Source organism: Xylophilus sp. GOD-11R (assembly GCF_033546935.1).
Taxonomy (GTDB): domain Bacteria; phylum Pseudomonadota; class Gammaproteobacteria; order Burkholderiales; family Burkholderiaceae_C; genus Xylophilus.
The window spans coordinates 3,152,262-3,175,312 of record NZ_CP137854.1 but is presented as its reverse complement, the minus strand read 5'-3'; the positions used below and the strand labels follow the sequence as shown (position 1 = coordinate 3,175,312).

Annotated in this window: 19 protein-coding genes; 12 read left to right on the top strand and 7 right to left on the bottom strand. The window is 68.5% G+C overall.

The features are described from left to right. Positions 1-102 precede the first annotated feature (102 nt). Together R9X41_RS14795 and R9X41_RS14790 are read left to right on the top strand one after the other, a co-directional pair. A complete protein-coding gene (locus R9X41_RS14795; RefSeq protein WP_318631203.1) occupies positions 103-1,857 on the top strand; it encodes a thiamine pyrophosphate-binding protein in 1,755 nt (584 codons plus the stop codon). Then, positions 1,854-2,789 carry an SMP-30/gluconolactonase/LRE family protein gene (locus R9X41_RS14790; protein WP_318631202.1) on the top strand — a complete coding sequence of 312 codons (936 nt, stop codon included), beginning with the start codon at positions 1,854-1,856 and terminating at the stop codon, positions 2,787-2,789. The genes R9X41_RS14795 and R9X41_RS14790 overlap by 4 nt, the downstream gene beginning before the upstream one ends. On the opposite strand, the gene R9X41_RS14785 is transcribed toward R9X41_RS14790, so the two are convergent. The 3 genes from R9X41_RS14785 to R9X41_RS14775 are packed head-to-tail and all read right to left on the bottom strand — an operon-like array spanning position 2,786 to position 6,301. After that, a complete protein-coding gene (locus tag R9X41_RS14785; protein ID WP_318631201.1) occupies positions 2,786-3,583 on the bottom strand; it encodes an enoyl-CoA hydratase-related protein in 798 nt (265 codons plus the stop codon). The two genes, R9X41_RS14790 and R9X41_RS14785, sit on opposite strands and share 4 nt — an antisense overlap. Then, a complete protein-coding gene (locus R9X41_RS14780) occupies positions 3,580-4,638 on the bottom strand; it encodes a zinc-dependent alcohol dehydrogenase (protein ID WP_318631200.1) in 1,059 nt (352 codons plus the stop codon). Before R9X41_RS14780 ends, R9X41_RS14785 begins: the two co-directional genes overlap by 4 nt. 1 nt (position 4,639) lies before the next feature. Beyond that, positions 4,640-6,301, bottom strand: a complete 1,662-nt coding sequence (locus R9X41_RS14775) for an acetolactate synthase catalytic subunit (protein WP_318635247.1) — start codon at positions 6,299-6,301, stop codon at positions 4,640-4,642. A 253-nt stretch (positions 6,302-6,554) separates the two neighbouring features. Between R9X41_RS14775 and R9X41_RS14770 the strand changes: the two genes are divergently transcribed. The 3 genes from R9X41_RS14770 (at position 6,555) to R9X41_RS14760 (ending at position 9,822) form a co-directional block, all read left to right on the top strand. Beyond that, complete coding sequence (locus R9X41_RS14770) at positions 6,555-7,331, top strand: GntR family transcriptional regulator (RefSeq protein WP_318631199.1); 777 nt, start codon at positions 6,555-6,557, stop codon at positions 7,329-7,331. Between the two features lie 378 nt (positions 7,332-7,709). After that, complete coding sequence (locus tag R9X41_RS14765; RefSeq protein WP_318630940.1) at positions 7,710-8,690, top strand: IS110 family RNA-guided transposase; 981 nt, start codon at positions 7,710-7,712, stop codon at positions 8,688-8,690. Positions 8,691-8,751: 61 nt separating this feature from the next. Beyond that, positions 8,752-9,822 (top strand): IS30 family transposase, encoded by a 1,071-nt coding sequence (locus R9X41_RS14760; RefSeq protein ID WP_318631198.1) that lies wholly within the window; start codon positions 8,752-8,754, stop codon positions 9,820-9,822. A 787-nt stretch (positions 9,823-10,609) separates the two neighbouring features. Here R9X41_RS14760 and R9X41_RS14755 read toward each other — a convergent pair. The 4 genes from R9X41_RS14755 to R9X41_RS14740 form a co-directional block, all read right to left on the bottom strand. Next, positions 10,610-11,587: an NADPH:quinone oxidoreductase family protein gene (locus R9X41_RS14755; protein WP_318631197.1), complete on the bottom strand. Its 978-nt coding sequence runs from the start codon at positions 11,585-11,587 to the stop codon at positions 10,610-10,612. Next, on the bottom strand, positions 11,584-12,858 hold the full coding sequence (locus R9X41_RS14750) for a CaiB/BaiF CoA transferase family protein (protein WP_318631196.1): 1,275 nt from the start codon (positions 12,856-12,858) through the stop codon (positions 11,584-11,586). Before R9X41_RS14750 ends, R9X41_RS14755 begins: the two co-directional genes overlap by 4 nt. Further along, complete coding sequence (locus tag R9X41_RS14745) at positions 12,855-13,808, bottom strand: tripartite tricarboxylate transporter substrate binding protein (protein ID WP_318631195.1); 954 nt, start codon at positions 13,806-13,808, stop codon at positions 12,855-12,857. The genes R9X41_RS14750 and R9X41_RS14745 overlap by 4 nt, the downstream gene beginning before the upstream one ends. 83 nt (positions 13,809-13,891) lie before the next feature. Further along, entirely contained in the window at positions 13,892-14,653 is a 762-nt protein-coding gene (locus tag R9X41_RS14740; RefSeq protein ID WP_318631194.1) for an SDR family NAD(P)-dependent oxidoreductase, read from the bottom strand. A 298-nt stretch (positions 14,654-14,951) separates the two neighbouring features. Between R9X41_RS14740 and R9X41_RS14735 the strand changes: the two genes are divergently transcribed. The 7 genes from R9X41_RS14735 (at position 14,952) to R9X41_RS14705 (ending at position 23,041) form a co-directional block, all read left to right on the top strand. Then, positions 14,952-16,574: an ABC transporter substrate-binding protein gene (locus R9X41_RS14735; RefSeq protein WP_318631193.1), complete on the top strand. Its 1,623-nt coding sequence runs from the start codon at positions 14,952-14,954 to the stop codon at positions 16,572-16,574. Positions 16,575-16,608: 34 nt separating this feature from the next. Further along, positions 16,609-18,252: an ABC transporter substrate-binding protein gene (locus R9X41_RS14730; protein WP_318631192.1), complete on the top strand. Its 1,644-nt coding sequence runs from the start codon at positions 16,609-16,611 to the stop codon at positions 18,250-18,252. Next, a complete protein-coding gene (locus R9X41_RS14725; protein ID WP_318631191.1) occupies positions 18,249-19,271 on the top strand; it encodes an ABC transporter permease in 1,023 nt (340 codons plus the stop codon). Before R9X41_RS14730 ends, R9X41_RS14725 begins: the two co-directional genes overlap by 4 nt. Next, on the top strand, positions 19,268-20,179 hold the full coding sequence (locus tag R9X41_RS14720; RefSeq protein ID WP_318631190.1) for an ABC transporter permease: 912 nt from the start codon (positions 19,268-19,270) through the stop codon (positions 20,177-20,179). The genes R9X41_RS14725 and R9X41_RS14720 overlap by 4 nt, the downstream gene beginning before the upstream one ends. Positions 20,180-20,181: 2 nt before the next feature. Then, positions 20,182-21,234 carry an ABC transporter ATP-binding protein gene (locus R9X41_RS14715; RefSeq protein ID WP_318631189.1) on the top strand — a complete coding sequence of 351 codons (1,053 nt, stop codon included), beginning with the start codon at positions 20,182-20,184 and terminating at the stop codon, positions 21,232-21,234. Continuing rightward, on the top strand, positions 21,231-22,181 hold the full coding sequence (locus R9X41_RS14710) for an ABC transporter ATP-binding protein (RefSeq protein WP_318631188.1): 951 nt from the start codon (positions 21,231-21,233) through the stop codon (positions 22,179-22,181). Before R9X41_RS14715 ends, R9X41_RS14710 begins: the two co-directional genes overlap by 4 nt. A gap of 158 nt (positions 22,182-22,339) precedes the next feature. After that, entirely contained in the window at positions 22,340-23,041 is a 702-nt protein-coding gene (locus R9X41_RS14705; RefSeq protein ID WP_318631187.1) for a hydrolase, read from the top strand. Positions 23,042-23,051: the final 10 nt, after the last annotated feature.

The window sequence follows — 23,051 nt, the reverse complement described above, 5'->3', positions numbered from 1 at the left end:
TCCCGCTCTAATTAATATTTTATAAACTACAGGATGTATTGAATTGGCTGGCCCCGGTCTCTGTCAATAGGGCAATGCCGGGGCCGCCGCACACCTTCATCCATGAGCATCCAACGCAGCCTGACCCACGCCCGCCCCAGTCCCGAACTCATCGCCGGCGTGCTGGAGGAAGCCGGCATCACGGCCGTCTTCGGCATCAGCGGCGGCCACACCGGCCGCATCTTCGGCGCGCTGGAAAAGCGGCAGTCGCACATCCGGACCGTGCTGGTGCGCGAGGAGTCGCTGGCCGCCGTGATGGCCGAGGTGTATGGGCGGCTCACCCGCAAGCCCGGCGTGGTGCTGGGGCAGGGGCCATGGGTGCTGGGCAACGGGCTGGTCGGCACCATCGAGGCGCGGCTGTCGAGTTCGCCGATGCTGCTGTTGACCGACTTCAGCGACATGCCGCCCTTCGGCCTGCATGCGCCCTACCAGTCGGGCACCGGCGAATACGGCAACTGGGACGCGCGCCAGGCCTTCGGTGGCCTGGTCAAGCAGGTGTTCGCGGTGCACGACCCGGCCTCGGCGGTGCACGCCACCCAGCTCGCGGTGAAGCACGCGCTGAGCGGCCAGCCGGGACCGGTGGCGGTGATCTTCGGCCTGCAGGCGCTCACCGGGGAGGTGGGGCCGCAGAGCGAGCCGCGCCTCTATCCCACGCACCATTACCTGCCGCCGACACCGCCGCGGGCCGACGACGGCGCCGTGGCGCGGGCGGCGCGGGCGCTGCGCTCCGCGCGCCGGCCGGTGCTGGTGGCCGGCAACGGCGTGCGGCTGTCGGCCGCCTACGAGGCCTTGCGCCGCTTCGCCGAGCGCGTCGGCCTGCCGGTGGTGAGCACGCCATCGGGCAAGGGCGTGCTGGCCGAGGACCACGCACTCGCCCTGGGCGTGTTCGGCACCTTCGGCACCGACGGCGCCAACGCCTGCGTGGCCGAATCGGACCTGGTGCTGGTGGTGGGCTCCAAGCTCACCGCCTCGGACACCGTGCGCGAAAGCCCCTTGCTGCTCGACCCCGAACGCCAGGTTTTCGTGCAGATCGACGTGGAGACCCGCAACGCCTCGTGGACCTTTCCGGCCGAACATGTGCTGCTGGGCGACGCGGGCACGGTGCTCGACCAGCTCGGCCAGGCGCTCGGCGACATGACGGCCTTCGACGGCGCGGCACGCGTGGCCGGCCATCGTGCGCGGCACGGGCATTTCGACGGCCCGGCGTATGCATCCGATGCCGCGCCGCTGATGCCGCAGCGCATCGTCGCCGAGCTGCAGCGCCACCTGCCGCACGACGCGATGCTCACCTGTGACGCTGGCGAAAACCGCATTTTCATGACCCATTGCTTCCAGACCCGCGCGGCCGGCACCTTTCTGCAGGCGGCCGGCGCCGGCCCCATGGGTTACGGCATTCCGGCGGCGCTGGCCGCGAAGCTGGTGCATCCGGACCGGGCGGTGGTGGCGGTGGTGGGCGACGGCGGTTTCGCCATGACCATGAACGGCCTCATGACCTCGTTGGAGCAGTCACTGCCCATCGTGGTGGTCATCTTCAACAACCAGGCGCTGGGCTGGTCGCTGCATTCGCGCGGGCCCTTCGCCACCACCTTGGGCGATTTCGACCACGCCGCCATCGCGCGCGGCATGGGTTGCGACGGCGTGCGGGTGCGCGCGCCGGCCGAGCTCGGCCCGGCGCTGCAGGCGGCGCTGGCCAGCGGCAGAACCACGGTCATCGACGTGATGACCTCGCTCGACATGCGCTTCGACCAACTCACCTCGCCGCTGCAAGCCCTGCCGCCGCGCGCCGATCCGCTACATCAAGAAGGAGACGACCGATGACCACACCCCCCGTTCGCGAGATCGCCGGCGGCCTGCGCTTTCCCGAGGGCCCGATCGCCATGCCGGACGGCTCGCTGCTGCTGGTGGAGATCGAGGGCCGCACGCTGACGCGCATCGGCACCGACGGCCGCGTGGATCGCATCGTGCAGTTGCAGGGCGGCCCCAACGGCGCGGCCATCGGGCCGGACGGCAAGGTCTATATCTGCAACAACGGCGGCTTCAAGTGGCACGACAGCGCCGAGCACGGCATCCGCCCGATCGGCCAGGCCGAGGACTACGCCGGCGGCTGGATCGAGACGGTCGACCTGGCCACCGGCCGTGTCGAGCGGCTCTACGAAGGCAGCGACACCGGTCCGCTGCGCGGCCCCAACGACTTGGTGTTCGACCGGCAGGGCGGCTTCTGGTTCACCGACCACGGCAAGACGCGGCCACGCGATGTCGACCGGGGCTGTGTTTGTTATGCCCGCGCCGACGGCTCTTTCATCCGCGAGATGGTGTTTCCGCTGTGGTCGCCCAACGGCATCGGGCTGTCGGCCGACGAGCGCACGCTGTACGTGGCCGAAACCTTCACCGGCCGCGTCTGGGCCTTCGACCTCGGCGGTCCGGGCGAGATCGAACGCCAGCCCTGGCCGCATTCGCCCAACGGCGGGCGGCTGGTGGCGGGCTTGCCGGGCTACCAGCTGCTGGATTCGCTGGCGCTCGACAGCGCCGGCAACATCTGCGTGGCCACGCTGGCGCATGGCGGCATCAGCGTGGTGTCGCCCGATGGCGGCGGCATCGAACACATCGCCATGCCCGACGCCATGACCACCAACCTGTGCTTCGGCGGGCCATCGCTGAGCACCGCCTTCGTCAGCCTGTCCTCGACCGGCCGGGTGGTGGCCACCGACTGGCCGCGCCCGGGGCTGCCGCTGAACTATCTCAACACCTAACGACCGGTCCAGCGGGGTGCGCGCTTCTCGATGAAGGCGCGCGGGCCTTCCTGGTAGTCGTCGCTGGCCGCCACGGTGGCGATGGCCTCGGCGCTGCGCTGGCGCAGTTCGGGCTCGATGCGGTCGAGTGCGGCGCGGGCCACCCGCAGGCTCTCGCGCACCGCGATCGGTGCATTGGCGCCGATCTGCCGCGCCAGCAGCAAGGCCTCGTCCAGCGCCTGTCCGGGGGCGGTGAGGCGGTTGACGAAGCCGAAGTGGTGCGCGCGCGTGGCGTCGATCGGCAGCGCGGTGGCGATCAGCTCCAGCGCCACGTTGGGCGGCAACACGCGCGGCAGCCGGTACAGGCCACCGGCCGCCGCGACCAGTCCGCGCAGCACTTCGGGCAGGCCGAAGCTGGCGGCGGTGGAGGCCACCACCATGTCGCAGGCCAGCACCAATTCGCAGCCGCCGGCCAGGGCCTTGCCGTCGACCGCGGCGATCCAGGGTTTGTCGCGGCGGGCGAACACCAGTCCGGCGAAGCCTCCGCGCTCGGTGCGCAGGCCGGCACGTCGGCCGGCGGCGATTTCCTTCAGGTCGGCACCGGCCGAGAACACCTCGGGATGCGAACTCGCGAGCACGACCGCGCGGATCTCCGGATCACGCTCGGTGCGGTCGATCAGCGCCTCCATGGCGGCGGCCACCGCGCCGTTGACGGCGTTGCGCGCCTCGGGCCGGTCGAGCGTGATCACGGCGGTGTGGCCGTCACGCAGTTCGTAGCGAACGACTTCGTCCGGCGCGGACGGCGAGCCGCTCATGACGCGCCCGCCGTCAGGCCCGGCTGCAGCACCACCTTGGAGACACCGCGCGCCCGCGACTGCTCGAAGCCATCGATGGCGCGGTCCAGCCCCATCACCAGCGACACGAAGGGCCGCACCGCCTCGGGTGTTTCATATAGCCGGCGCGCCATCACTTCCCAGCTGCGGCGGCGCGAGGCGTGGGCGCCACGGATCTGCTGACGGTTGCGCACCAGCGAAGTCAGGTCGATCGCGGCGGGCTGGGCGTGGATGCCGGCGGTGACCAGAATGCCGTCCTTGCGCAGCACCGACAGGCCCTGCTGAATGCTCGCCGGATGGCCGGTGGCCTCGAACACCACATCGGCCGGGCGCCCGCCGGTGGCCGCCAGAAAGCCGGCGGCGAGGTCCGGCGTGTCGGCCAGGTCGAGCGTGTGGGTGGCGCCGATGCGGCGCGCGGTTTCCAGCCGCGCCGTGTCGTTCAGGCCGGCCATCACGATGGTGGTGGCGCCGCGCCAGGCGGCGGCGCGCGCGATGGCCTGGCCGATGGTGCCGGGGCCCAGCACCAGTACCGTGTCGCCGGAACTCACCGCGCCGACTTCGGCGGCGTTGTCGCCCACGCAAAGCGGCTCCATCAACGCGGCCAGGACCGGGTCGGTGCCCTCGCGCAAAGCCACGCAGGCCAGCGCCGGCACCCGCACCAGGCGGGCGAAGGCGCCGTCGCTGGTCAGGCCGATGGTGCGGCGGAACTCGCACCGCTGGGGAAAGCCCGCGGCGCAGTTGGTGCACTTCATGCAGCCGATGGTGGGAATGGCAGACACCAGATCGCCCTCGGCCAGGCCCGAGACCTCCGGGCCGACGGCGGCGATGCGCCCGCTGAACTCGTGGCCCAGCGTCACCGGCAGGCGCCGGCGCATGAACTCGTAGCTGCCGGTCCATTCGTAGACGTGCACGTCGGAGCCGCAGATGCCGGCTGCCGCGACTTCGATCAGCACCTCGCCCGCGCCGGGCCGACCGGGCTCGTCCACCTCGTCGAGCGACAGGCCGGGCGAGGCCGCGGTCTTGCGCAGGGCCAGCATGTCAGACCACCTCGTACCAGCTGACCGGCGGGAAGGCGTCCGGGTCGGTCACCACGTCGATCAGCGTGGTGGCGTCGGCCGCCAATGCGGCGTCGAGCGCGGCGCCGAGCTGGTCGGGCCGGTCCACCCGAACGCCGTTGGCGCCCACGGCGCGGGCGATGGCCGCATGGTCGACCGGAGCGAATTCGCAGGCGTCGGTGAAGGCGCCGAACTTCACGTTTTCGGCGTGCTTCTGGTAGCCCAGGATGCCGTTGTTAAGCACCACCAGCACCACCTTGAGCTTCATGCGCACGGCGGTCTCCAGCTCGGCCCAGGCGTGGGCGAAACCGCCGTCGCCCACCACGCAGAAGATCGGCGAATCCGGCCGCGCCACCCGCGCGCCCAGCGCCATCGGAAAGCCCCAGCCGAGGCCCGCCAGGCCGCGCGGCGTGACGAAGCGCATGCCGGCGCCGCGCGAGCGCAAATAGTTGGCGATCCAGATGGACGAATAGCTGGCGTCGGCCACGACCACGCTGTCGGGGTCGAGGCGGCGGTCGATCTCGGCCATCACGCGTTCCGGGCGCACCGGCGCGGAGTCGCTGCCGACCAGCGTCGCCACTTCCAGGCGATGCCGTTCGCGGCCCTGGGCGATGGCCGCTTCCACCGCCGCGCGGCCGGCGCGGCGCCGTGACAGGTCGCTCGCCTGCAGCCGGTCGGCCAGCGCGGCGAGGGTAAGTCTCGCGTCGCCGATCAGCCGCATCGCCTCGTAGTTGCGGCCGACCTCCTGGGCATCCACGTCGATGTGGATGAAGCGCGCGCCTTCGGGGTAGAGCTTCCAGGAGTCGGTGCCGTTCTGGTTGGTGCGGTTGCCCACCAGCAGCACCACGTCGGCATCGGCCACCAGCTGCTTGAGGTAACGGGCGCCGCCGTTGGGACCGGTGAAGTAGCTGGTGACGCCGAGCGACAGCGGATGGTGCTCGTCCACGCCGCCCTTGCCCATCACCGTGGTGGCCACCGGCAGGCTGGCCACTTCCTGCAGCCGCGCGAGTTCGGCCGACGCGCCCGACAGGTGCACGCCGCCGCCGGCGATCACCACCGGGTTGACGGCCGATGCCAGCAGGGCGGCGGCGGCGTCGAGCGCGGCGGGTCCGGGCAGTGCGCGGTCGAGCGGAAAGCGTCCGAGCGAGGCGGCGCGGCGGCCCGCCGGCGGTGCCGGGTCCAGCAGCAGGTCGGCCGGCAGCATCAGCACGGCGGGGCCGGGCCGGCCGCTGGTGGCGGCGACGAACGCCATGTCGAGGTAGTCGTCGATACGGCTGGCCTCGGTCACGCGGCGCACCCATTTGCAGCAGGGGCGAAACATCGACTCGTGGTCGACCTCCTGGAAGGCGTTGCGGTCGGTCTGGTCGCGCGCCACGTCCTGCACCAGCGCGATCACCGGCACCGACACCTTCAGCGCCTCCATCAGCGGAGCCACCAGCAGGGCGGCGGCGGGGCCGTTCTGCGCGGTGACGATGCCCACCTTGCCGGTCAGCCGGGCATAGGCGTCGGCCATGTAGCCGCCGGTGTTCTCCTGCCGGTAGGCGATCTGCTTCATGCCGAGTTCGCGCGCGGCCAGGTGCACCATCGACGGCAGGCTCTGGCCGAAGAGGTGGGTGACGCCGTGGCGCGCCAGCCCCTCGGCGATGCGGTGCGCGACCGTGCCGTGGTAGGCGAGGCCACGCGAGCGCGTGGCGCGCTCGGTGGTCGGGTCGCGCGGGGAATCCGTGGTGGTGGTGGTGGTGGTGCCGGTCGCGCCGTTCGTGGCGGTGTTGGCGGTGTTGGCCGGCTGTTGCGCCGCGGGAAAAACGATGTCGTTCAAGGCTTTGTCTCCTGGTCGAATGCGGCAAATAATTCTATAAACTATAGAATATGTCAATCCGGATAGACCGGCCTGCCGGGTGGCCAAAGCCCTGCATGGCGCGCCGTGTGCTTCAATCCGGCGAACCTTTTTCGTTCTTCAGAAGATGATCCTGTCCGCCAGCGACAACCCGCCCGAAACGTCCGATCGCATCAGTCATTCGAGCCTTTCGACCAAGGTCTACGACTTCATTCGCAGCGCCTTGGCCAATGGCGAACTGATGCCCGGCCAGAAGCTCAGCGCGCGCACGCTGATCGACCGTCTTGGCGTCAGCCAGACCCCGGTGCGCGAGGCCATGCTGCAGCTCGTGGCCGAGCGAGCCCTCACCATGAACCGCAACAAGTCGGTGACCGTGCCGGTGCTGAGCGCCGACGACTACATCGAGCTGCGCGACATCCGTGTGGCGCTGGAGGGGCTGGCCTGTCGGTGCGCGGTGGAGCATGTGAAGGACAGCGACATCGCGGCGCTCGACAAGCTGCATCGCCAGATGATGGTGGCCAAGCGCGGCGGCGATTACCGCAGCACGATGCGGCTGAATCGCGAAGTGCACCTGGGGATTTATGCCCTGAGCGGGCGCTCGGAACTCGTGGCGCTGATCGAGTCGCTGTGGGTGAGGACGGGGCCTTATCTCAACCTGATCTATCGGGATACGGGGTTGAAGGTGCCCAAGTTCCATGAGCACGAGGCGCTGTTGGCTGCGCTCAAGGCTCGGGATGCGGAGGCGGCTGCGGAGGCTGTGGTGCGGGACATTATTCGGGGCGGGGCGCCGGTGGTGGATGCGCTGCGGGAGGGGGTTGAGCAGGGGGCTCTGTCTTAGGGGACTGTTGTGGGCCTTTGCTCTTTGCTCTTTGCTCTTTGCTCTTTGCTCTTTGCTCTTTGCTCTTGCCTGAGGCTCGGCTTCTTTCGCTTTTCTTCTACTGAACGTAGGGTGGAGCTGGGGGCTTGCGCGCCCCCAGACCCGCGGTAACTGATACCTTGTGGGCCAGCTTCCCTTCGCGCGAAGGAGGCCCGTTGCGGTGACCCTGTGCGGTAACTTGGGATCAGATCCCGTAAGAAAGACTGGTGCACGGTGACGGATTCGACGTCGTAGCTCGAACGGTGTCTTGGGGCGCCAGCGGCCCGCGCGGGCCGCTGGCTGACCCCGCGTATCAGGTTGGGAGAGTCGGATAGCGTGCGTTTTTGCGGAGTCACGGCGATGAACTCTCAAGTGGGCGTGGATGTCAGCAAGGCCAAGCTCGATGCGGCATTGCTCAATGAACAGGGCAAGTACAGGACGAAGGTTTTTGCCAACACGGCGGGCGGTTGTGCGGCCTTGCTCGACTGGTTGGCCGCACACGTTGCGGGCGGCATCTCGCAGGTGCATGTCTGCATGGAGGCCACCGGCACGTACCACGAGCTGCTCGCGCTCGCGCTTCATGACCGGGGTGTTCTGGTCTCGGTAGCCAACCCGATGAAGGTCAAGCGCTTCATCGAGGTGGAGGGCACGCGCAACAAGACCGACAGTGCGGACGCCAGGAGCCTGGCGAGGTTCTGCCGGATGACGCGGCCTGAGGCGTGGGAGGCGCCGAGCAAGGCGGTGCGGGAGTTGCAGGCACTCGTGGCGCGACTGGACACGCTGCAGCAGATGCGCCAGAGCGAGCTCAATCGCCTGGACGTGGCGCACGGTGCGGTGCAGGCTTCGCTGCAGGAGATGATCGAAGTGCTCACGAAATCGATCGAGGAAGTCCAGCGCAGGATCCGCCGGACCATCGACGACGATCCCGATCTTCAAAGGCGTGACGGCCTGCTGCAGAGCATTCCGGGCATTGGAGAGCGGACGGTGGCGCAATTGCTGGCCTACATCGGACGTCCCGAACGGTTCAAGTCGGCCAAGGCGCTGGCGGCGTATGCGAGTGTCTCGCCGTTGATCAGGCAGTCGGGCACATCGCTCAACAAGCATCACGGCACGCATGCGCAGGGGCATCGAGAACTGAAGAAGGCGCTGTACTTCCCGGCCATGACGGCCAGCCGCTTCAACCCGGTGATCAAGGCCTTCAGCCAACGTCTGAAGGCGCAGAACAAACCCAACAAGGTCGTTTTGGTGGCGTGCATGCATAAGTTGCTGGCGATCGCTTTTGGCGTACTTCGATCGGGAAAACCGTTCGATCCGAGCCTGGCTTGCTCGGCCAGGGCTTGACGATCAACACGGTGGGCGGTTTCAAAGACCAAGTGCAACACTTCGAATTCAGAGGAGTTGCATGGCGAATACATATCAGCAGTTGAGTGCGGAAGAGCGTGGGGTGGTGATGGCGATGAAGGTGCAGTGCTGCAGTGCTCGTAGCATTGCGGCGGTGCTTGGCAGATCGCCGAGCACGATCACCCGAGAGCTGCGGCGCAACGGCTATCAAAGCGAGGCCGAGCAGTGTGTGATGGGTCGGCCACGGCTGGCCGGAGGCTATGACGCGGCGCGAGCTGGCAAGCGAGCAAGGCGCGTGCGCCGTGCGGCTTGGCCGACACGCAAACTGCACTGCGACGGTGTCTTGTGGCCGCAGGTCAGGAGCCTTTTGGAGCTCAAGCTCTCGCCCGAGCAGATCGCTGCCAAACTCAGGCAACGACATCCCGGACAGCCACAATTGCAAGCCTCTCACGAGACCATCTACACCGCCATCTATGCGATGCCCAAGGGCGATTTGCGTCGAGAACTGGTGGTATTGCTGCGCCAGGGGCGCGGTGCCCGCAAGCCCCGAACTCGAGGCGATGACAGGCGCGGATCGTTGCAGGACATCGTAAGCATCCACGTGCGTCCGCCCGAGGCCAACGACCGACTGTTGCCGGGGCATTGGGAAGGCGATCTCATCAAGGGCAAGGCAAACGCATCGGCCGTGGGCACGCTGGTATGCCGAAGATCGTTGTTCGCCATGTTGGTCAAGCTCGATGGCAGCACGGCACTGGACGCACTCAACGGCTTCACGCTGGCCTTCTCGGCATTGCCGCCGGAGATTCGCCAGACGCTGACTTACGACCAGGGCAAGGAGATGGCGCTGCACAAGAAGCTGGCCGAAAACACGGGTTTGAAGATCTACTTCTGCGACCCGCACAGCCCATGGCAGCGAGGCATCAACGAACACACCAACGGCCTGTTGCGGCAATACCTGCCCAAAGGCACCGACTTGAGCGTGTACTCCCAGCGCGAGCTCGATGCCATGGCTTGGGAGCTCAACATGAGGCCTCGCAAAACACTTGGCTGGAGAAGTCCTGCCGAGGTGTTCTTCGACAACGTTTACATGGACAAAGCCGGTCTTGTCCCGACCGTTGCACTTGGTCTTTGAAACCGCCCACCAAAGAAAAACCCTTGAAGACGAGCTCGAAGCTCGGTCGGGCCATTGCTTCGCTCGGCCTGGGGAATGTGCCTTCGAACGCTCTAGCGGCAACAGTTTGGACAAGGGTCGATCCAGAGCCATGGCCCCTGCTTCGCAGGGTCGGGGCTGAGAGGGTAAGGACAGTGCACCGCACTGAGCACGTTGATGGGGCCGCGCTGGTTCCATCGCCACGCGCGTTGCCGAGCGTTCTGTGCTCTGCGCGCTTGCCGCTGCAGAAGCATGCCGCCCGTCGACGAGGCCGCGTCGATGCGCGGCCCCTGCCTCCCGTCGAGCACAGCGAAGACCCCCGTGGGCCGAGCGCAGCGATGGCCCGTGTGGTGTTTGGGGTCCCCTGTGGTCGAGAGCGAGGAACGGAGGTTTTGCGGATAAGGGCTGGCGGCTGTCTGAGCGAAGCGAGTTCCGCCAGACCCCGCAAAACCGAGTACCGCAGCGTGTCCGAAGGACCTCGCCCACCGGGGTCGCCTTTCTTTGGTTACTTTCTTTGGCGAAGCAAAGAAAGTGACTCGCCCGCCGGGGCGAAATCCCGGCCTCTGCCCTCCGCAGGAGACACAGCCCACGCAGTGGCACGCATCCGGCAGAGGACAGCGGCCCAAGCAGTGGCATAGCCCTCCGCAGGAGACACAGCCCACGCAGTGGCAGACCCCTCCGCAGGAGACACAGCCAACGCAGTGACACAACCCACAGCAGAAGACCAGCCAACGCCCCACCAAAGCCCCCCCCCCCAGCAAAGCGCCCCCTAACGAACAGTAATGACCACCTTCCCCTTGGCCCCCCGCCCAGCCAAAGCCTGCATAGCCTCCCCCGCCCGAGCCAGCGGAAACCTCGCACAGATATGCGGCCTGACCCGCCCATCCCGGAACCACCCAAAAAGCTCCCGCATATTCAAAGCGTTGACTTCAGGCTGCTTGCGAGCAAAAGCCCCCCAGAACACCCCCACGATCGCGCACCCCTTGAGCAAGGGCAGATTCAGCGGAATCGCCGGAATATCCCCCGCCGCGAACCCCACCACCAGAAACCGCCCATTCCACGCGGTACTCCGCAGCGCAGCCTCGCTGAGGCGCCCGCCGACCGGGTCGTAGACCACATCCACCCCCCGATCCCCGGTGATCTCCTTCAACCGCGTTCGCAGGTCGTCCCGCCCGTAATGCACGACCTCGTCGGCGCCATGCTCGGTGCACAGCGCCAGCTTGTCGTCGGTGGACGCGGCGGCGATGACGTGCGCGCCGATGGCCTTGCCGATCTCGATGGCGGCCAGCCCCACGCCGCCGGCCGCACCCAGCACCAGCAAGGTCTCGCCGGGCTGCAGCCGGGCGCGGTCCTTCAGCGCGTGGTGCGAGGTGCCATAGGTCAGCACGAAGGCCGAGGCGGTGTCGAAATCCATCTCGTCGGGAATCGGCAGCACCCGCCAGGCTTCGGCGATCGCTTCCTCGGCATAACCGCCCCAGCCCAGCGGCGCCAGCACCCGGTCGCCAACCCGCAGGCCGGTGACGTCCGCACCCAACCGCAGGATGGTGCCGGCCACCTCGCCACCGGGCGAAAAAGGCAGATCGGGCTTGTATTGGTATTTGCCCTGAATGATGAGCGTGTCGGGGAAGTTCACCCCCGCCGCGGCGACCGCGATCACCACCTGGCCGGGACCGGGCTGCAGGCTGGGAACCTCCTCCAGCCGCAGGCTGTCGGGCGGGCCGTAGGCGTGGCACAGCATGGCTTTCATCGGCTGGCCTCCAGGGGCCGGCGCGCCAGGTCGGCGCTGCCCACGCCGCCGGCCGCGCGCAGGGCGGCGAGCTCGGCTTCGTCCACGCCCAGCACCTCGCGCAGCACTTCGGCGGTGTGTTCGCCGAGTTGCGGCGGGGCGCGCCGGTAGGCCACCGGCGTGGCCGAGAACTTGAGCGGATTGGCGACGATGGGCGTGAGACCCTTCACCGGATGCTCCACCTCCTGCCGCAGGCCGCGGTGGCGCACCTGTTCGTCCTCGAAGACCTGACCGATGTCGTTCAACGGACCGCAGGGCACGCCCGCGGCCGACAGCTGCGTGCGGGCCTGCGCCACCGGCAGCCGCGCCATCGCCTCGGCCAGCACCGGCACCAGGCTGTCGCGGTTCTGCACCCGCAACGCATTGCTCGCGAAGCGTGGATCGTGGGCCAGCGCCTCGTGGCCGAGCACGCGGCACATGCCGGCGAACTGCTTGCCGTTGTTGACCGCCACGACCAGCTGGCCGTCGGCGCAGTCAAAGGCCTGGTAGGGGCAACTCATCTGCGAGGTGATGCCGACCCGGCGAGGCATTTGGCCGGCGATCAGGTAGTTGGTAGGCACCAGGGTCATGGCGGCGATCTGCGCGTCGAGCAGGGCCAGGTCGATGTGCTGGCCGCCTCCGCCGGGCTGGTCGCGGTGGTGCAGCGCGGCCAGGATGCCGATGGTGGCGTAGAGGCCGGCGGTGGCGTCGGAGATGGGGTAGCCAACGCGTTGCGGGCCACCGCCGGGTTGGTCCTGCGGGCCGCCGGTGGCGCTCATCACGCCGCTCATGGCCTGGAAGATCAGGTCGTAGCCGGGTAGCTGGCGGTAAGGGCCGGTCTGGCCGAAACCAGTGATGGAGCAATACACCAGTCGCGGGTTCAGGCGCGACAGCGTGGCGTAGTCGAGCCCGTAGCGCTGCAGGTCGCCGGTCTTGAAGTTCTCGATCAGGATGTCGCTCTCGGCGGCCAGGCGGCGCGCCACCTCCTGGCCGGCGGGCGAGGCGAGGTCGAGTTCGATCGAACGCTTGCCCCGGTTGACGGCGGTGAAGCCGGAGCTGTCCTCGAGGTTGTGGCCCTCGCGCTGCGCCGGCCGGCTGCCCTGGGTGCGCGATTCGTCGCCCACGCCCGAACGCTCCACCTTGATCACGTCGGCGCCGAAGTCGGCCAGCATCTGCGCCACCCACGGCCCGGCGAGCACGCGGCTCAGGTCGAGCACCCGCAGGCCGGACAACGCACCCACCGGCGCGCTCATGGCGTCTTGCCGGTGAGGCCGGCTTCCTTGAGGGCCTTGCCCATGCTCACATAGCCCTCGTCGATCATGCGGGCGTATTCCGGGCCGGTCATGGTGACGGCGTCCAGGCCCATGCGCTGAAAGCCGTCGAGCACTTCCTTGTCCTTCATGGCATTGAGCATGGCCTGCTGGATGCGCTCCACGATCGGCGCCGGCGTGCCCTTGGGCACCGCCAGACCCATCCACGACTCGATCTCCACGTCGTAGCCGCTCTCCTTCACCGTGGGCATCTCGGGGCGGTCGGCCCAGCGGGCCGGGCTGACCGAGGCCAGCAGCCGCAGCTTGCCGGACTGCACGTGCGGCATGATTTCCGACGGGGTCTGGATGATGACTTCGGTCTGCCCAGCGACCAGCGACAGCACCGTCTCGCTGCCCGACTTGTAGAGCACCTGCTCGAAGCGCGCGCCGCTCTTGCGGCCAAGTTCGAACAGCGCGATGTTGTTGGGCGCGCCCGGCGCGCCGAAGAACAGCGGCTTGATCTTGGCCGCCTCCACCAGGTCCTTCACCGAGTGGTAGGGCGAGTCCGCGCGCACCGCCAGCCCGTACTGGAAACGGCCGAAGGCGCCGGCGAAGATGAAGTCGCGCGCGGTGTAGGTCACCGGCAGCATGTGCGGCACGATGGCCATCGGCGCGAAGGTGAGCACGCCGACGTTGTAGCCGTCGGGTTCCAGCCGCGCCAGCTGCGTCGGGTTGAGCGTGGCTTGCGCGCCGGCCCGGTTGATGATGACGATGGGCTGCTTGAGCTCCTTTTCCATCGACTTGGCGAGCAGCCGCGCCGACACGTCGCCGACGCCGCCCGCGCCGTAGCCGACGCCGAGCTTGATCTCGCGCTCGGGCCAGGCGCCGAGGGCGGCCAGGGGCAGGGCGGCGGCCAGGGTGGTGGTCGCCAGCATTCTCAGGATGCGGTTCATGTCTTGTCTCCGTCACGTGCCGGCCTCGTGGGGGCGGCATCTTGGGGTGTCTGGATGGGCTTGGCGCGGGGCAGCGGGTTCTCTCAGATCATGAAGACGCCTCCGTTCACGTCCAGCGTGGCGCCGCTGATGAAACCGGCATCGGCGCTGGCCAGGAAGGCGGCGGCACCGGCGACGTCCTCCGGCGTGCCGAGGCGGCCCACCGGTATGCGCTCCAGGTAGGCCGCATTGACGGCCGCGCCGGCTTCGGCGGCCATCGGTGTCTCGATGCGGCCGGGAGCGATGGCGTTGGCGGTGATGCCGTCGCGGCCGCCCTCGGTGGCCAGCACCCGGGTGAGGCCCAGCATGCCGGCCTTGGACGCGGCGTAGTGGGCGCCGGCGATGTCGGTACGGGTGCGACCCGCCTGCGAGGCGATGTTGACGATGCGCCCGTACCGGCGGCCGCGCATCTGCGCCAGGCAGGCCTGCGACACGAGGAAAGCGCCGGTGAGGTTCACGTCCAGAACCTGTCGCCACTCGGCCTGGGCCATGTCCGCGATCAGCGACTTGACGCCGCCGTGCTTGGGCGAGATGCCGGCGTTGTTGACCAGCACGCCGACCGCCCCGAATGCCTGCCGCGCCTGCTCGGCCAGCGCCTGCGCATCGTCCGGCCGGGACACGTCGCACGGCACGGCCAGCACGCGGTCGCCGCCGGCGAGCGAGGTGCGCGCCTGCTCCAGCGCCTCGGCCTGAAGGTCGGCGATGACGACCCGCGCGCCTTCCGCCAGAAAACGCCGCGCGATGGCCAGCCCGATGCCGCGCGCAGCGCCGGTGACGATCACCGTTTCGTCCGTGAATCGATCCATGAGCCGCCTTGTTCTGTATTCTGTACTTTATAAAGGTGTGCCGAAAAAGATTCAACCGCAGGAACCAGAAGAGGGCGGCGCAGGTGGCGGGGCGCCAGCCGCGCGCTCGACCGGCGGCGGTGCCATGGGTCGACGATGGCCGGCACCTGAAGCCAGCGGCCGCGCGGGGTCGTCGCCTGGCGACGACCCCGTCTCATACGCGATTCGAGTAAGCGAAGACGCTTTTCTTCGTTCACCGACAGGTAGCCGCAATCGAACAATCGCGGCCACCCCGCCTGTTCCAACCACCTCCAGACCCATGTCCCACACCTTCAGGCGCCGCCTGCTGCTGCAGGGCGGACTCGCCGCCGCGACCCTGCCCGTCACCTTCACCAGCCAGGCGCAGGGCGCCGATCCCACCACCCCGCAACGAGGCGGAACCCTGGTCGTATCGCTGGCGCCGGAGCCGCAGATCATCACGGCCGCCTTCCTCACCACCATGCAGGTGACGATGATCGCCGGCAAGATCAGCGAAGGCCTGGTGTGGTTCGACGACCAGCTGCAGCCGCAGCCCGAGCTGGCCGAGTCGTGGGCCTTTTCGCCCGACGGCCTGGCGCTCACGCTCCGGCTGCGGCGCGGCGTCAAGTGGCACGACGGGCACGACTTCACGTCGGCCGACGTGGCGTATTCGCTGCTCAACGTGTGGCAGAAGATCCATCCCGGCGGCCGTCTGGCCTATGCCCCGGTGACGGCGGTGGAAACGCCCGACGCCCACACCGTGGTGCTGCGCCTGTCGCGGCCCACGCCTTATCTGCTGAGCTTTCTCAACGTGTATGGCGCCCAGGTCGTGCCCAGGCACATCTACGAGAACACCGACCTCGTCAAGAACCCGGCCAACGTCGCACCGATCGGCACCGGGCCGTTCAAGTTCAAGGAATGGGTGCGCAGCAGCCACATTGCCCTGGAGCGCAACCCGAATTACTGGCGCCAGGGCCTGCCCTACCTGGACGGCGTGGTGTTCAAGTTCATTCCAGAGGCGGCGGCGCGCTCGGTGGCGCTGACCAGCGGCGAGGTGCACGTGGCGCTGGCGTCGAACATTCCGGTGTCCAACTTCAGCCAGTTCGCCGACAGGAAAAAATTCCGCATCAACACCACCGACGGCGCCTACCTGGCCTCGATCCAGCTGGTGGAGGTGAACGTGCGCAAGCCCGCGCTGGCCGACAAAAGGGTGCGCCAGGCCTTGATGTTCGCGCTTGATCGCAAGGCGCTGCTGAAGGTGGTCTATGGCGGCTACGGCCGGGTGTCGGACAGCCCCATTCCCTCGACCGTGCCGGCGTTCCACAGCGGCAAGGGGCGTCAGTACCCCTTCGATCCGAAGCAGGCCGAGGCCTTGCTCGATGCCGCCGGGCTGCCGCGCAAGGCCGGCGGCAAGCGGCTGGCGCTCACCATCGACTACGGCAGCGGCTCGCTCGAGACCAACCGCGCGGCAGAGTTCATGAAGCAGTCCTACGCCCGCATCGGCATCGACATCGAGCTGCGCACCGCCGACTCCGGCGTGCTGCTCAAGCGGGTGTTCAACGACGCCGACTTCGACCTCTTCATCACCAGCCTGCACAACCTGCCGGACCCGAGCCTGGGCGTGCAGCGCTGGTACTGGACCAAGAACATCGCCAAGGGCGTGCCGTGGAGCAACGGCTCGGGCTACTCCAACCCCGAGCTCGACCGGGTGATGGAAGCCGCCGCGGTCGAGATCGACCCGGCCAAGCGCCGCGCGCTCATCGACCAGTGGCAGGCGATCGTGCAGGAAGAGGTGCCGATCCTCGACCTGGTCGAGCTCGACTGGACCACCGTCTCCACGACCCGCTACCGCCAGGTGCGCCGGCAGGGCGACGGCCTGTATGCCTCGCTCGCCGACGCCTGGCTGGCCCCGGCCGCCTCCTGAGACCTTTTCACTCCCATCCCTACCAGCAGAACCGATGCATCCGAACCGACGCCATTTCATCCACACCGGCACCGCGCTCGGCGCGCTGATCGCCGCCGGCGGCCTGAGCGCGACCCACGCCTTCGCGCAGACGCCGGGCACCACGCCGCAGCGCGGCGGCATCCTGAACGTGGCGGTATCGCCCGAGCCGACGCTGCTGACCTCGGCCTTCATCACCACGATGAACATCGGCCAGGTGTCGAGCAAGGTGCTCGAAGGCCTGGTGAGTTACGACCTGAAGCTGCAGCCGGTGCCCGAGCTCGCCACCGCCTGGGACGTGGCCAAGGACGGCCTGACCGTGACCTTCCAGCTGCGCCGCGGCGTGAAGTGGCACGACGGCAAGGATTTCACCGCCGCCGACGTGAAATACACGCTGCTCGAGGTGTGGCGCCCGCTGCATCCGTTCGGCCGCGCCGCCTTCGCCAACGTGACCGCGGTGGACACGCCGGATCCGCACACCGTCATCGTGCGGCTCTCCTCGCCCGCGCCCTACCTGTTGAACTACATCAACACCTACGGCGCGCAGATCCTGCCCAAACACATCTACGAAGGCACCGACGTCCTCAAGAACCCGGCCAACAACGCGCCGATCGGCACCGGGCCTTTCGTTTTCAAGGAGTGGGTGAAGGGCAGCCATGTGCGGCTGGAGCGCAACCCGAATTATTGGGGCCGGGGTCCGAAGGGCGAGCAGCAGCCCTACCTCGACGGCGTGGTGTTCAAGTTCATCCCGGACGCCGCCGCCCGCACCGTGGCGCTGGAAGCCGGCGAACTCGACGTGACACTGGCGTCGAGCATTCCGCTGTCCAACCTGAACAAGTTCGCCGACAAGAAGAAGTACACGATCAACCTCGACGACGGCCGCTACCTGGCGACCATCTTCCTGACCCAGTTCAACCTGCGCAAACCCGCGCTCGCCGACAAGCGGGTGCGCCAGGCCTTCGCCCACGCCATCGACCGCAACGCCTTGCTGAAAGTGGTGTTCCTGGGCTACGGCAAGGCGGCGACCGGGCCGGTGCCGTCCTCGGTCGTCAACTACTACTCGCCGGACACCCGGGCCTATCCGTACGACATCAAGAAGGCGGCGGCGCTGCTCGACGAGGCCGGGCTCAAGCCCGGTGCCGGCGGCAAGCGCCTGAAGATCACGCTCGACTACGACGCCGGCGGCGGCGTCACGGCCACCCGGCCGGCGGAATTCATCAAGCAGTCGCTGGCCCGGGTGGGCGTGGAGGTGGAACTGCGCGGCGGCGACACCGCCACCTACCTGCGCCGCATCTTCACCGACCAGGACTACGACCTGATGATCTCCAGCCTGCACCGCCTGCCCGACCCCACGCTGGGCGTGCAGCGGCTGTTCTGGACCAGGAACATCGTGAAGGGCGCGCCCTGGACCAACGGTTCGGGCTATTCCAACCCCGAGCTCGACAGGATCATGGAAGCCGCCGGTGCCGAAGCCGACATCGGCAAGCGCAAGGCGCTCATCAGGCAGTGGCAGCAGATCGTGCAGGAAGACCTGCCGGTGCTCGACCTGATCGAGCAGACCTGGGTGACGGTGGCGACCGCCCGGCTGCACAAGGAAACGTTGCAGGGTGACGGACTGTTCGCGTCCTACCGCGACGCCTGGCTCGACGCCCAGCCATGACGCGGCGCCACGTCTGCCGGCGCGGCTCGCCGATCTGGGGCTTTCTGCGGCGGCGCCTGCTGCAGACGGTGCCGGTCGTCTTCGGCATCGCGCTGCTCAACTTCCTCATCCTGCAGATCGCGCCGGGCGACGTGGTGGACGTGATGGCGGGCGAGGCGGGCGCCGCCACGCCCGAATACATGGCCCAGATGCGGGCCAGCTTCGGGCTCGACCAGCCGCTCGGGCTGCAACTGCTGCATTACCTGTGGCGGATGTTCACGCTCGACCTGGGCTTTTCGTTCCGGCAGAACATGCCGGTGTTCGACCTGGTGATGGACCGCCTGCCCGCGACCCTGCTGCTGATGACGTCGGCGATCTTCATCGCCCTGCTGCTGGGCGTGGCGCTGGGCACGCTGTCGGCGATCAAGGTACACAGCTGGGTCGACAACCTCGGCTCGCTTTTCGTGCTGGCCGCCTATGCCATGCCCACCTTCTGGCTCGGGCTGATGGCCATCGTGCTGTTCTCGGCCCGGCTGGGCTGGCTGCCTTCGGGCGGCATGACCGACATCAGCGCCAACCACCAGGGCCTGGCCTGGGTGCTCGACGTGGCGCGGCACGCGGTGCTGCCTTCTTTCACCCTGGCTACGTTCTACCTGGCGGTGTATGCCAAGCTGGTGCGCAGTTCGATGCTGGAGCTCTACGGTGCCGACTTCATCCGCACCGCCCGCGCCAAGGGCGCCGGCGAGACGCGGATCGCGCTGGTGCACACGCTGCGCAACGCGCTGCTGCCGCTGGTCACCATGCTGGGTTTTCAGATCGCCTCGCTGCTGAGCGGGGCGGTGCTGGTGGAGTCGGTGTTCAGCTGGCCGGGTCTGGGCCGGCTCGCCTTCGAGGCCATCCTGGCGCGCGACTTCAACCTGCTGCTGGGCATTCTGTTGCTGAGCTCGATCCTCGTCACGCTGATCAACATCGGCGTGGACCTGCTCTACGCCTGGCTCGACCCACGGGTCCAGCTCACCACCACCGGAGCGCACGCATGAGCCGCGCCATCACCCCAATCGCGCAAGCCACGGCGCCCGTCGCCGTGCGGTACGACGGCGGCGGCTGGAAGCGCGCCCGCGGCTTCGCCCGCGAAGTGGCGCGCAACCGGCCGGCGCTGGTCGGGCTGGTGCTGCTGCTGCTCGTGGCGGCGGCCGCGACCCTGGGCCGCTGGTACTTTCCCGGCGACCCGTGGGAGATGGCCGGCTCGCCCATGCTGTGGCCGGGCGAGGAGGCCGAGCATCCGCTGGGCACCGACTTCATGGGGCGTGACCTGGCCACCGGCCTGGTTTCCGGCGCCGGCGTGTCGCTGTTGATCGGCATGGTCAGCACGCTCATCTCGGCCTTCGTCGGCATCACCATCGGCGCGCTCGCGGGCTACTTCCGCGGCCGGGTCGACGCCGTGCTGCTGCGGGTCATCGAGGTGTTCCAGACCGTGCCGAGCTTCGTGCTCGCGGTGGTGCTGGTGGCCTTGTTCAAGCCCTCGGTCACCACGGTGGTGGTGGCGATCGGCATCGTGTCCTGGCCACCCACGGCGCGGCTGGTGCGTTCGCAGTTCCTGCAACTGCGCGAGCGCGAGTTCGTGCTGGCCGGCCGCACCGCCGGCATGAGCCACGCGCGGCTGATCCTCACGCAGATCCTGCCCAACGCGCTGCCGCCGGTGGTGGTGGTGTCGACGCTGGCGGTGGCGCATGCCATCCAGACCGAGGCGGCGCTGGCCTTTCTGGGCCTGGGCGACCCCAACGTGATGAGCTGGGGCACCATCATCGGCAGCGGACGCGAACAGGTGACCGACGCCTGGTACATCTGCGGCCTGCCGGGCCTGGCCATCGTCGTGACGGTGCTGGCCATCAACCTGCTGGGCGAGGGGCTCAACGACGCCCTCAACCCGCATCTGCGCCGGAGGTAGCCATGGCACTGCTCGACATCCAGAACCTGCAGACCTGGTTCGACACCCGCTCCGGCGTGGTGAAAGCGGTCGACGGCGTATCGCTCAGCGTGGACCGCGGCGAAACCGTGGCGCTCGTCGGCGAAAGCGGCAGTGGCAAGTCGGTCACCGCGTATTCGATCCTGCGGCTGATCCCGCCGACGCAAGGGCGCATCGCGGGCGGACGCATCGTCTTCGACGGCACCGACCTGGTCACGCTGCCCGACGCCGGCATGCGTGCCTTGCGCGGCAACCGCATCTCGATGGTGTTCCAGGAGCCGCTGTCGGCGCTCAACCCGGTGCTCGACATCGGCGAACAGGTGGCCGAGGCGATCCGCCTGCACCGCCCGGTGAGCCGTACCGCGGCGCGGGCGCAGGCGGTGGCGCTGCTCGACCGCGTCGGCCTGCCGATGGCCGCGCGCCGCGCGGCGGATTTTCCGCATCAGCTCTCTGGCGGCATGCGGCAGCGCGTGGTCATCGCCATCGCCTTGGCCTGCGAGCCCGATCTGCTGATCGCCGACGAGCCCACCACCGCGCTGGACGTGACCACGCAGGCGCAGATCCTGGAGCTGCTGAAGGAACTGCAGCAGGAGCGTGGCATGGGCCTGTTGCTGATCACGCACGACCTCGGCGTGGTGGCCGAGGTGGCCGACCGCGCGGCCGTGATGTATGCCGGCCGGGTGGTGGAGCAGGGCGCCATCGGGCCCTTGTTCGACGCGCCCTCGCATCCCTATACCGCCGGCCTGCTGGCGTCGATGGAGCTCGGCGACCTGGCGCCGGCCAGCCGGTTGCCGGAGATCGCCGGCGTGGTGCCATCGTTGCTCGACATGCCGGCGGGCTGCGCCTTCGCGCCACGCTGCGGCCATGCGCAGGCGGTGTGCCGCGAGGCGCGGCCATCGCTGAACGGCATCGGTATTGGCACCGGTGGCGGCATCCACGGCACGCACCGCGTGGCCTGTTTTCTTCCCCTGACGGGCCACCCGACGCCCGACGCGCCCACGCCGCACCCGCGCGAGCTGGCCGGAGAACTGACATGAACGCCCCCTTGTTGAAACTGCGCCAGGCGGTCAAGCAATATCCCGCGCAGGCGGGCACGGTGCATGCGCTCGACGGCGTGGACCTGGAAGTGGGGCGCGGCGAAACGCTGGGCCTCGTCGGCGAAAGCGGCTGCGGCAAGTCGACCGTGGCGCGCGTGGCGATGCGGCTGACGCCGCTGTCAGGCGGCGCGCTGGAGTTCGACGGCCAGGACATCACCCGGCTGGAAGGCCGGGCGCTGCAGGGCATGCGCGGCCGGCTGCAGATGGTGTTCCAGGATCCGTACGCCTCGCTCAATCCGCGGGTGAACGTGGGCCGGGCGCTGGAAGAGCCGCTGGTGGTGCAGCGCTGCGGCACCGCCGCCGAGCGGCGCGAGCAGGTGGCCTGGGCGCTGGCCCGGGTGGGGCTGCGGCCGGAGATGGCGACCCGCTATCCGCACGAATTCTCGGGTGGCCAGCGCCAGCGCATCGGCATCGCCCGGGCGCTGATGCTGCGGCCGGAGCTGATCGTCTGCGACGAGGCGGTGTCGGCGCTCGACGTATCGGTGCGCGCGCAGGTGCTCAACCTGCTGCTGGGCCTGCGCGAGGAGTTCGGGGTGTCCTACCTGTTCATCTCGCACGACCTGTCGGTGGTGCGGCACATGGCCGACCGCATCGGCGTGATGTATGCCGGGCTGCTGGTGGAGCAAGGCCCGCGCGACGCCGTGTGGCGCACGCCGCTGCATCCCTACACGCGGGCGCTGATGTCGGCGATACCGAAGCCGCGTCATCGGCGGGGCGCGCACGACAAGGGGCGCACCGTGCTGCGAGGCGACATGCCCGACCCGCTGGATCCGCCAGTCGGTTGTCGCTTTCATCCGCGCTGCCCGCAGGCGGCCGAGCGTTGCCGGCAGGAAGCACCGGTGCTGCGGCCGGCCGGCGAGCAGTGGGTGGCCTGCCATTTCGTGTAGGGCGCATTGTCCGGAAAGGGTGGACAGTGTTGCGCGATCCGGGCGGTTTATCCATGGTCGATGCATCCCTAGAGTTCGCTCCATCGCAACGCAGAACCGCTTGCGAAACCGCCGAACCGGCGGGAACGAAACCTCCGCATCACGCCAGAAAGACCGCCATGTCCAACACCGCCAAGCTCGAAGTCCTGACCCCCCGCAACAGCCAGCTGATCATCATCGACCACCAGCCGCAGATGGCTTTCGGCGTCCAGTCCATGGACCGCCAGACGATGAAGAACAATGTGGTCGGCCTGGCCAAGGCAGCCAAGGTGTTCGACGTGCCGACCACCATCACCACCGTGGAAAGTGAATCGTTCTCGGGCTACACCTATCCGGAACTGCTCGACGTGTTCCCCGAGCACAAGATCCTGGAGCGTTCGTCCATGAACTCCTGGGACGACATGAAGGTGCGCGACAGCCTGGCCGCCGCCGGCCGCAAGAAGATCGTGGTCGCCGGCCTCTGGACCGAGGTCTGCAACACCACCTTCTCGCTGTGCGCCATGCTCGAAGGCCATTACGAGATCTACATGGTGGCCGACGCTTCCGGCGGCACCACCAGGGAAGCCCACGACTACGCCATGCAGCGCATGGTGCAGGCCGGCGTCGTGCCGGTGACCTGGCAGCAGGTGTTGCTGGAATGGCAACGCGACTGGAAGAACCGCGAGACCTACGACGCGGTGATGGGCATCGCCAAGGAGCATTCGGGTGCCTATGGCATGGGCGTGGACTATGCCTACACCATGGTGCACAAGGCCGCGCAGCGCACCTCGTCGGTCCATGAAGTGCTGGCGCCGGTGCATGCGCCCGTGGTCGAGCGCTGACCGAGCGCTG

Excerpts from the sequence above, each read along its gene's own strand:
- R9X41_RS14740 (WP_318631194.1), bottom strand. The coding sequence starts at position 14,653 with ATGGATCGATTCACGGACGAAACGGTGATCGTCACCGGCGCTGCGCGC.
- R9X41_RS14705 (WP_318631187.1), top strand. The coding sequence starts at position 22,340 with ATGTCCAACACCGCCAAGCTCGAAGTCCTGACCCCCCGCAACAGCCAG.
- R9X41_RS14760 (WP_318631198.1), top strand. The coding sequence starts at position 8,752 with ATGGCGAATACATATCAGCAGTTGAGTGCGGAAGAGCGTGGGGTGGTG.
- R9X41_RS14715 (WP_318631189.1), top strand. The coding sequence starts at position 20,182 with ATGGCACTGCTCGACATCCAGAACCTGCAGACCTGGTTCGACACCCGC.
- R9X41_RS14725 (WP_318631191.1), top strand. The coding sequence starts at position 18,249 with ATGACGCGGCGCCACGTCTGCCGGCGCGGCTCGCCGATCTGGGGCTTT.
- R9X41_RS14720 (WP_318631190.1), top strand. The coding sequence starts at position 19,268 with ATGAGCCGCGCCATCACCCCAATCGCGCAAGCCACGGCGCCCGTCGCC.
- R9X41_RS14730 (WP_318631192.1), top strand. The coding sequence starts at position 16,609 with ATGCATCCGAACCGACGCCATTTCATCCACACCGGCACCGCGCTCGGC.
- R9X41_RS14735 (WP_318631193.1), top strand. The coding sequence starts at position 14,952 with ATGTCCCACACCTTCAGGCGCCGCCTGCTGCTGCAGGGCGGACTCGCC.
- R9X41_RS14765 (WP_318630940.1), top strand. The coding sequence starts at position 7,710 with ATGAACTCTCAAGTGGGCGTGGATGTCAGCAAGGCCAAGCTCGATGCG.
- R9X41_RS14785 (WP_318631201.1), bottom strand. The coding sequence starts at position 3,583 with ATGAGCGGCTCGCCGTCCGCGCCGGACGAAGTCGTTCGCTACGAACTG.
- R9X41_RS14790 (WP_318631202.1), top strand. The coding sequence starts at position 1,854 with ATGACCACACCCCCCGTTCGCGAGATCGCCGGCGGCCTGCGCTTTCCC.
- R9X41_RS14750 (WP_318631196.1), bottom strand. The coding sequence starts at position 12,858 with ATGAGCGCGCCGGTGGGTGCGTTGTCCGGCCTGCGGGTGCTCGACCTG.
- R9X41_RS14755 (WP_318631197.1), bottom strand. The coding sequence starts at position 11,587 with ATGAAAGCCATGCTGTGCCACGCCTACGGCCCGCCCGACAGCCTGCGG.
- R9X41_RS14780 (WP_318631200.1), bottom strand. The coding sequence starts at position 4,638 with ATGCTGGCCCTGCGCAAGACCGCGGCCTCGCCCGGCCTGTCGCTCGAC.
- R9X41_RS14710 (WP_318631188.1), top strand. The coding sequence starts at position 21,231 with ATGAACGCCCCCTTGTTGAAACTGCGCCAGGCGGTCAAGCAATATCCC.
- R9X41_RS14795 (WP_318631203.1), top strand. The coding sequence starts at position 103 with ATGAGCATCCAACGCAGCCTGACCCACGCCCGCCCCAGTCCCGAACTC.
- R9X41_RS14745 (WP_318631195.1), bottom strand. The coding sequence starts at position 13,808 with ATGAACCGCATCCTGAGAATGCTGGCGACCACCACCCTGGCCGCCGCC.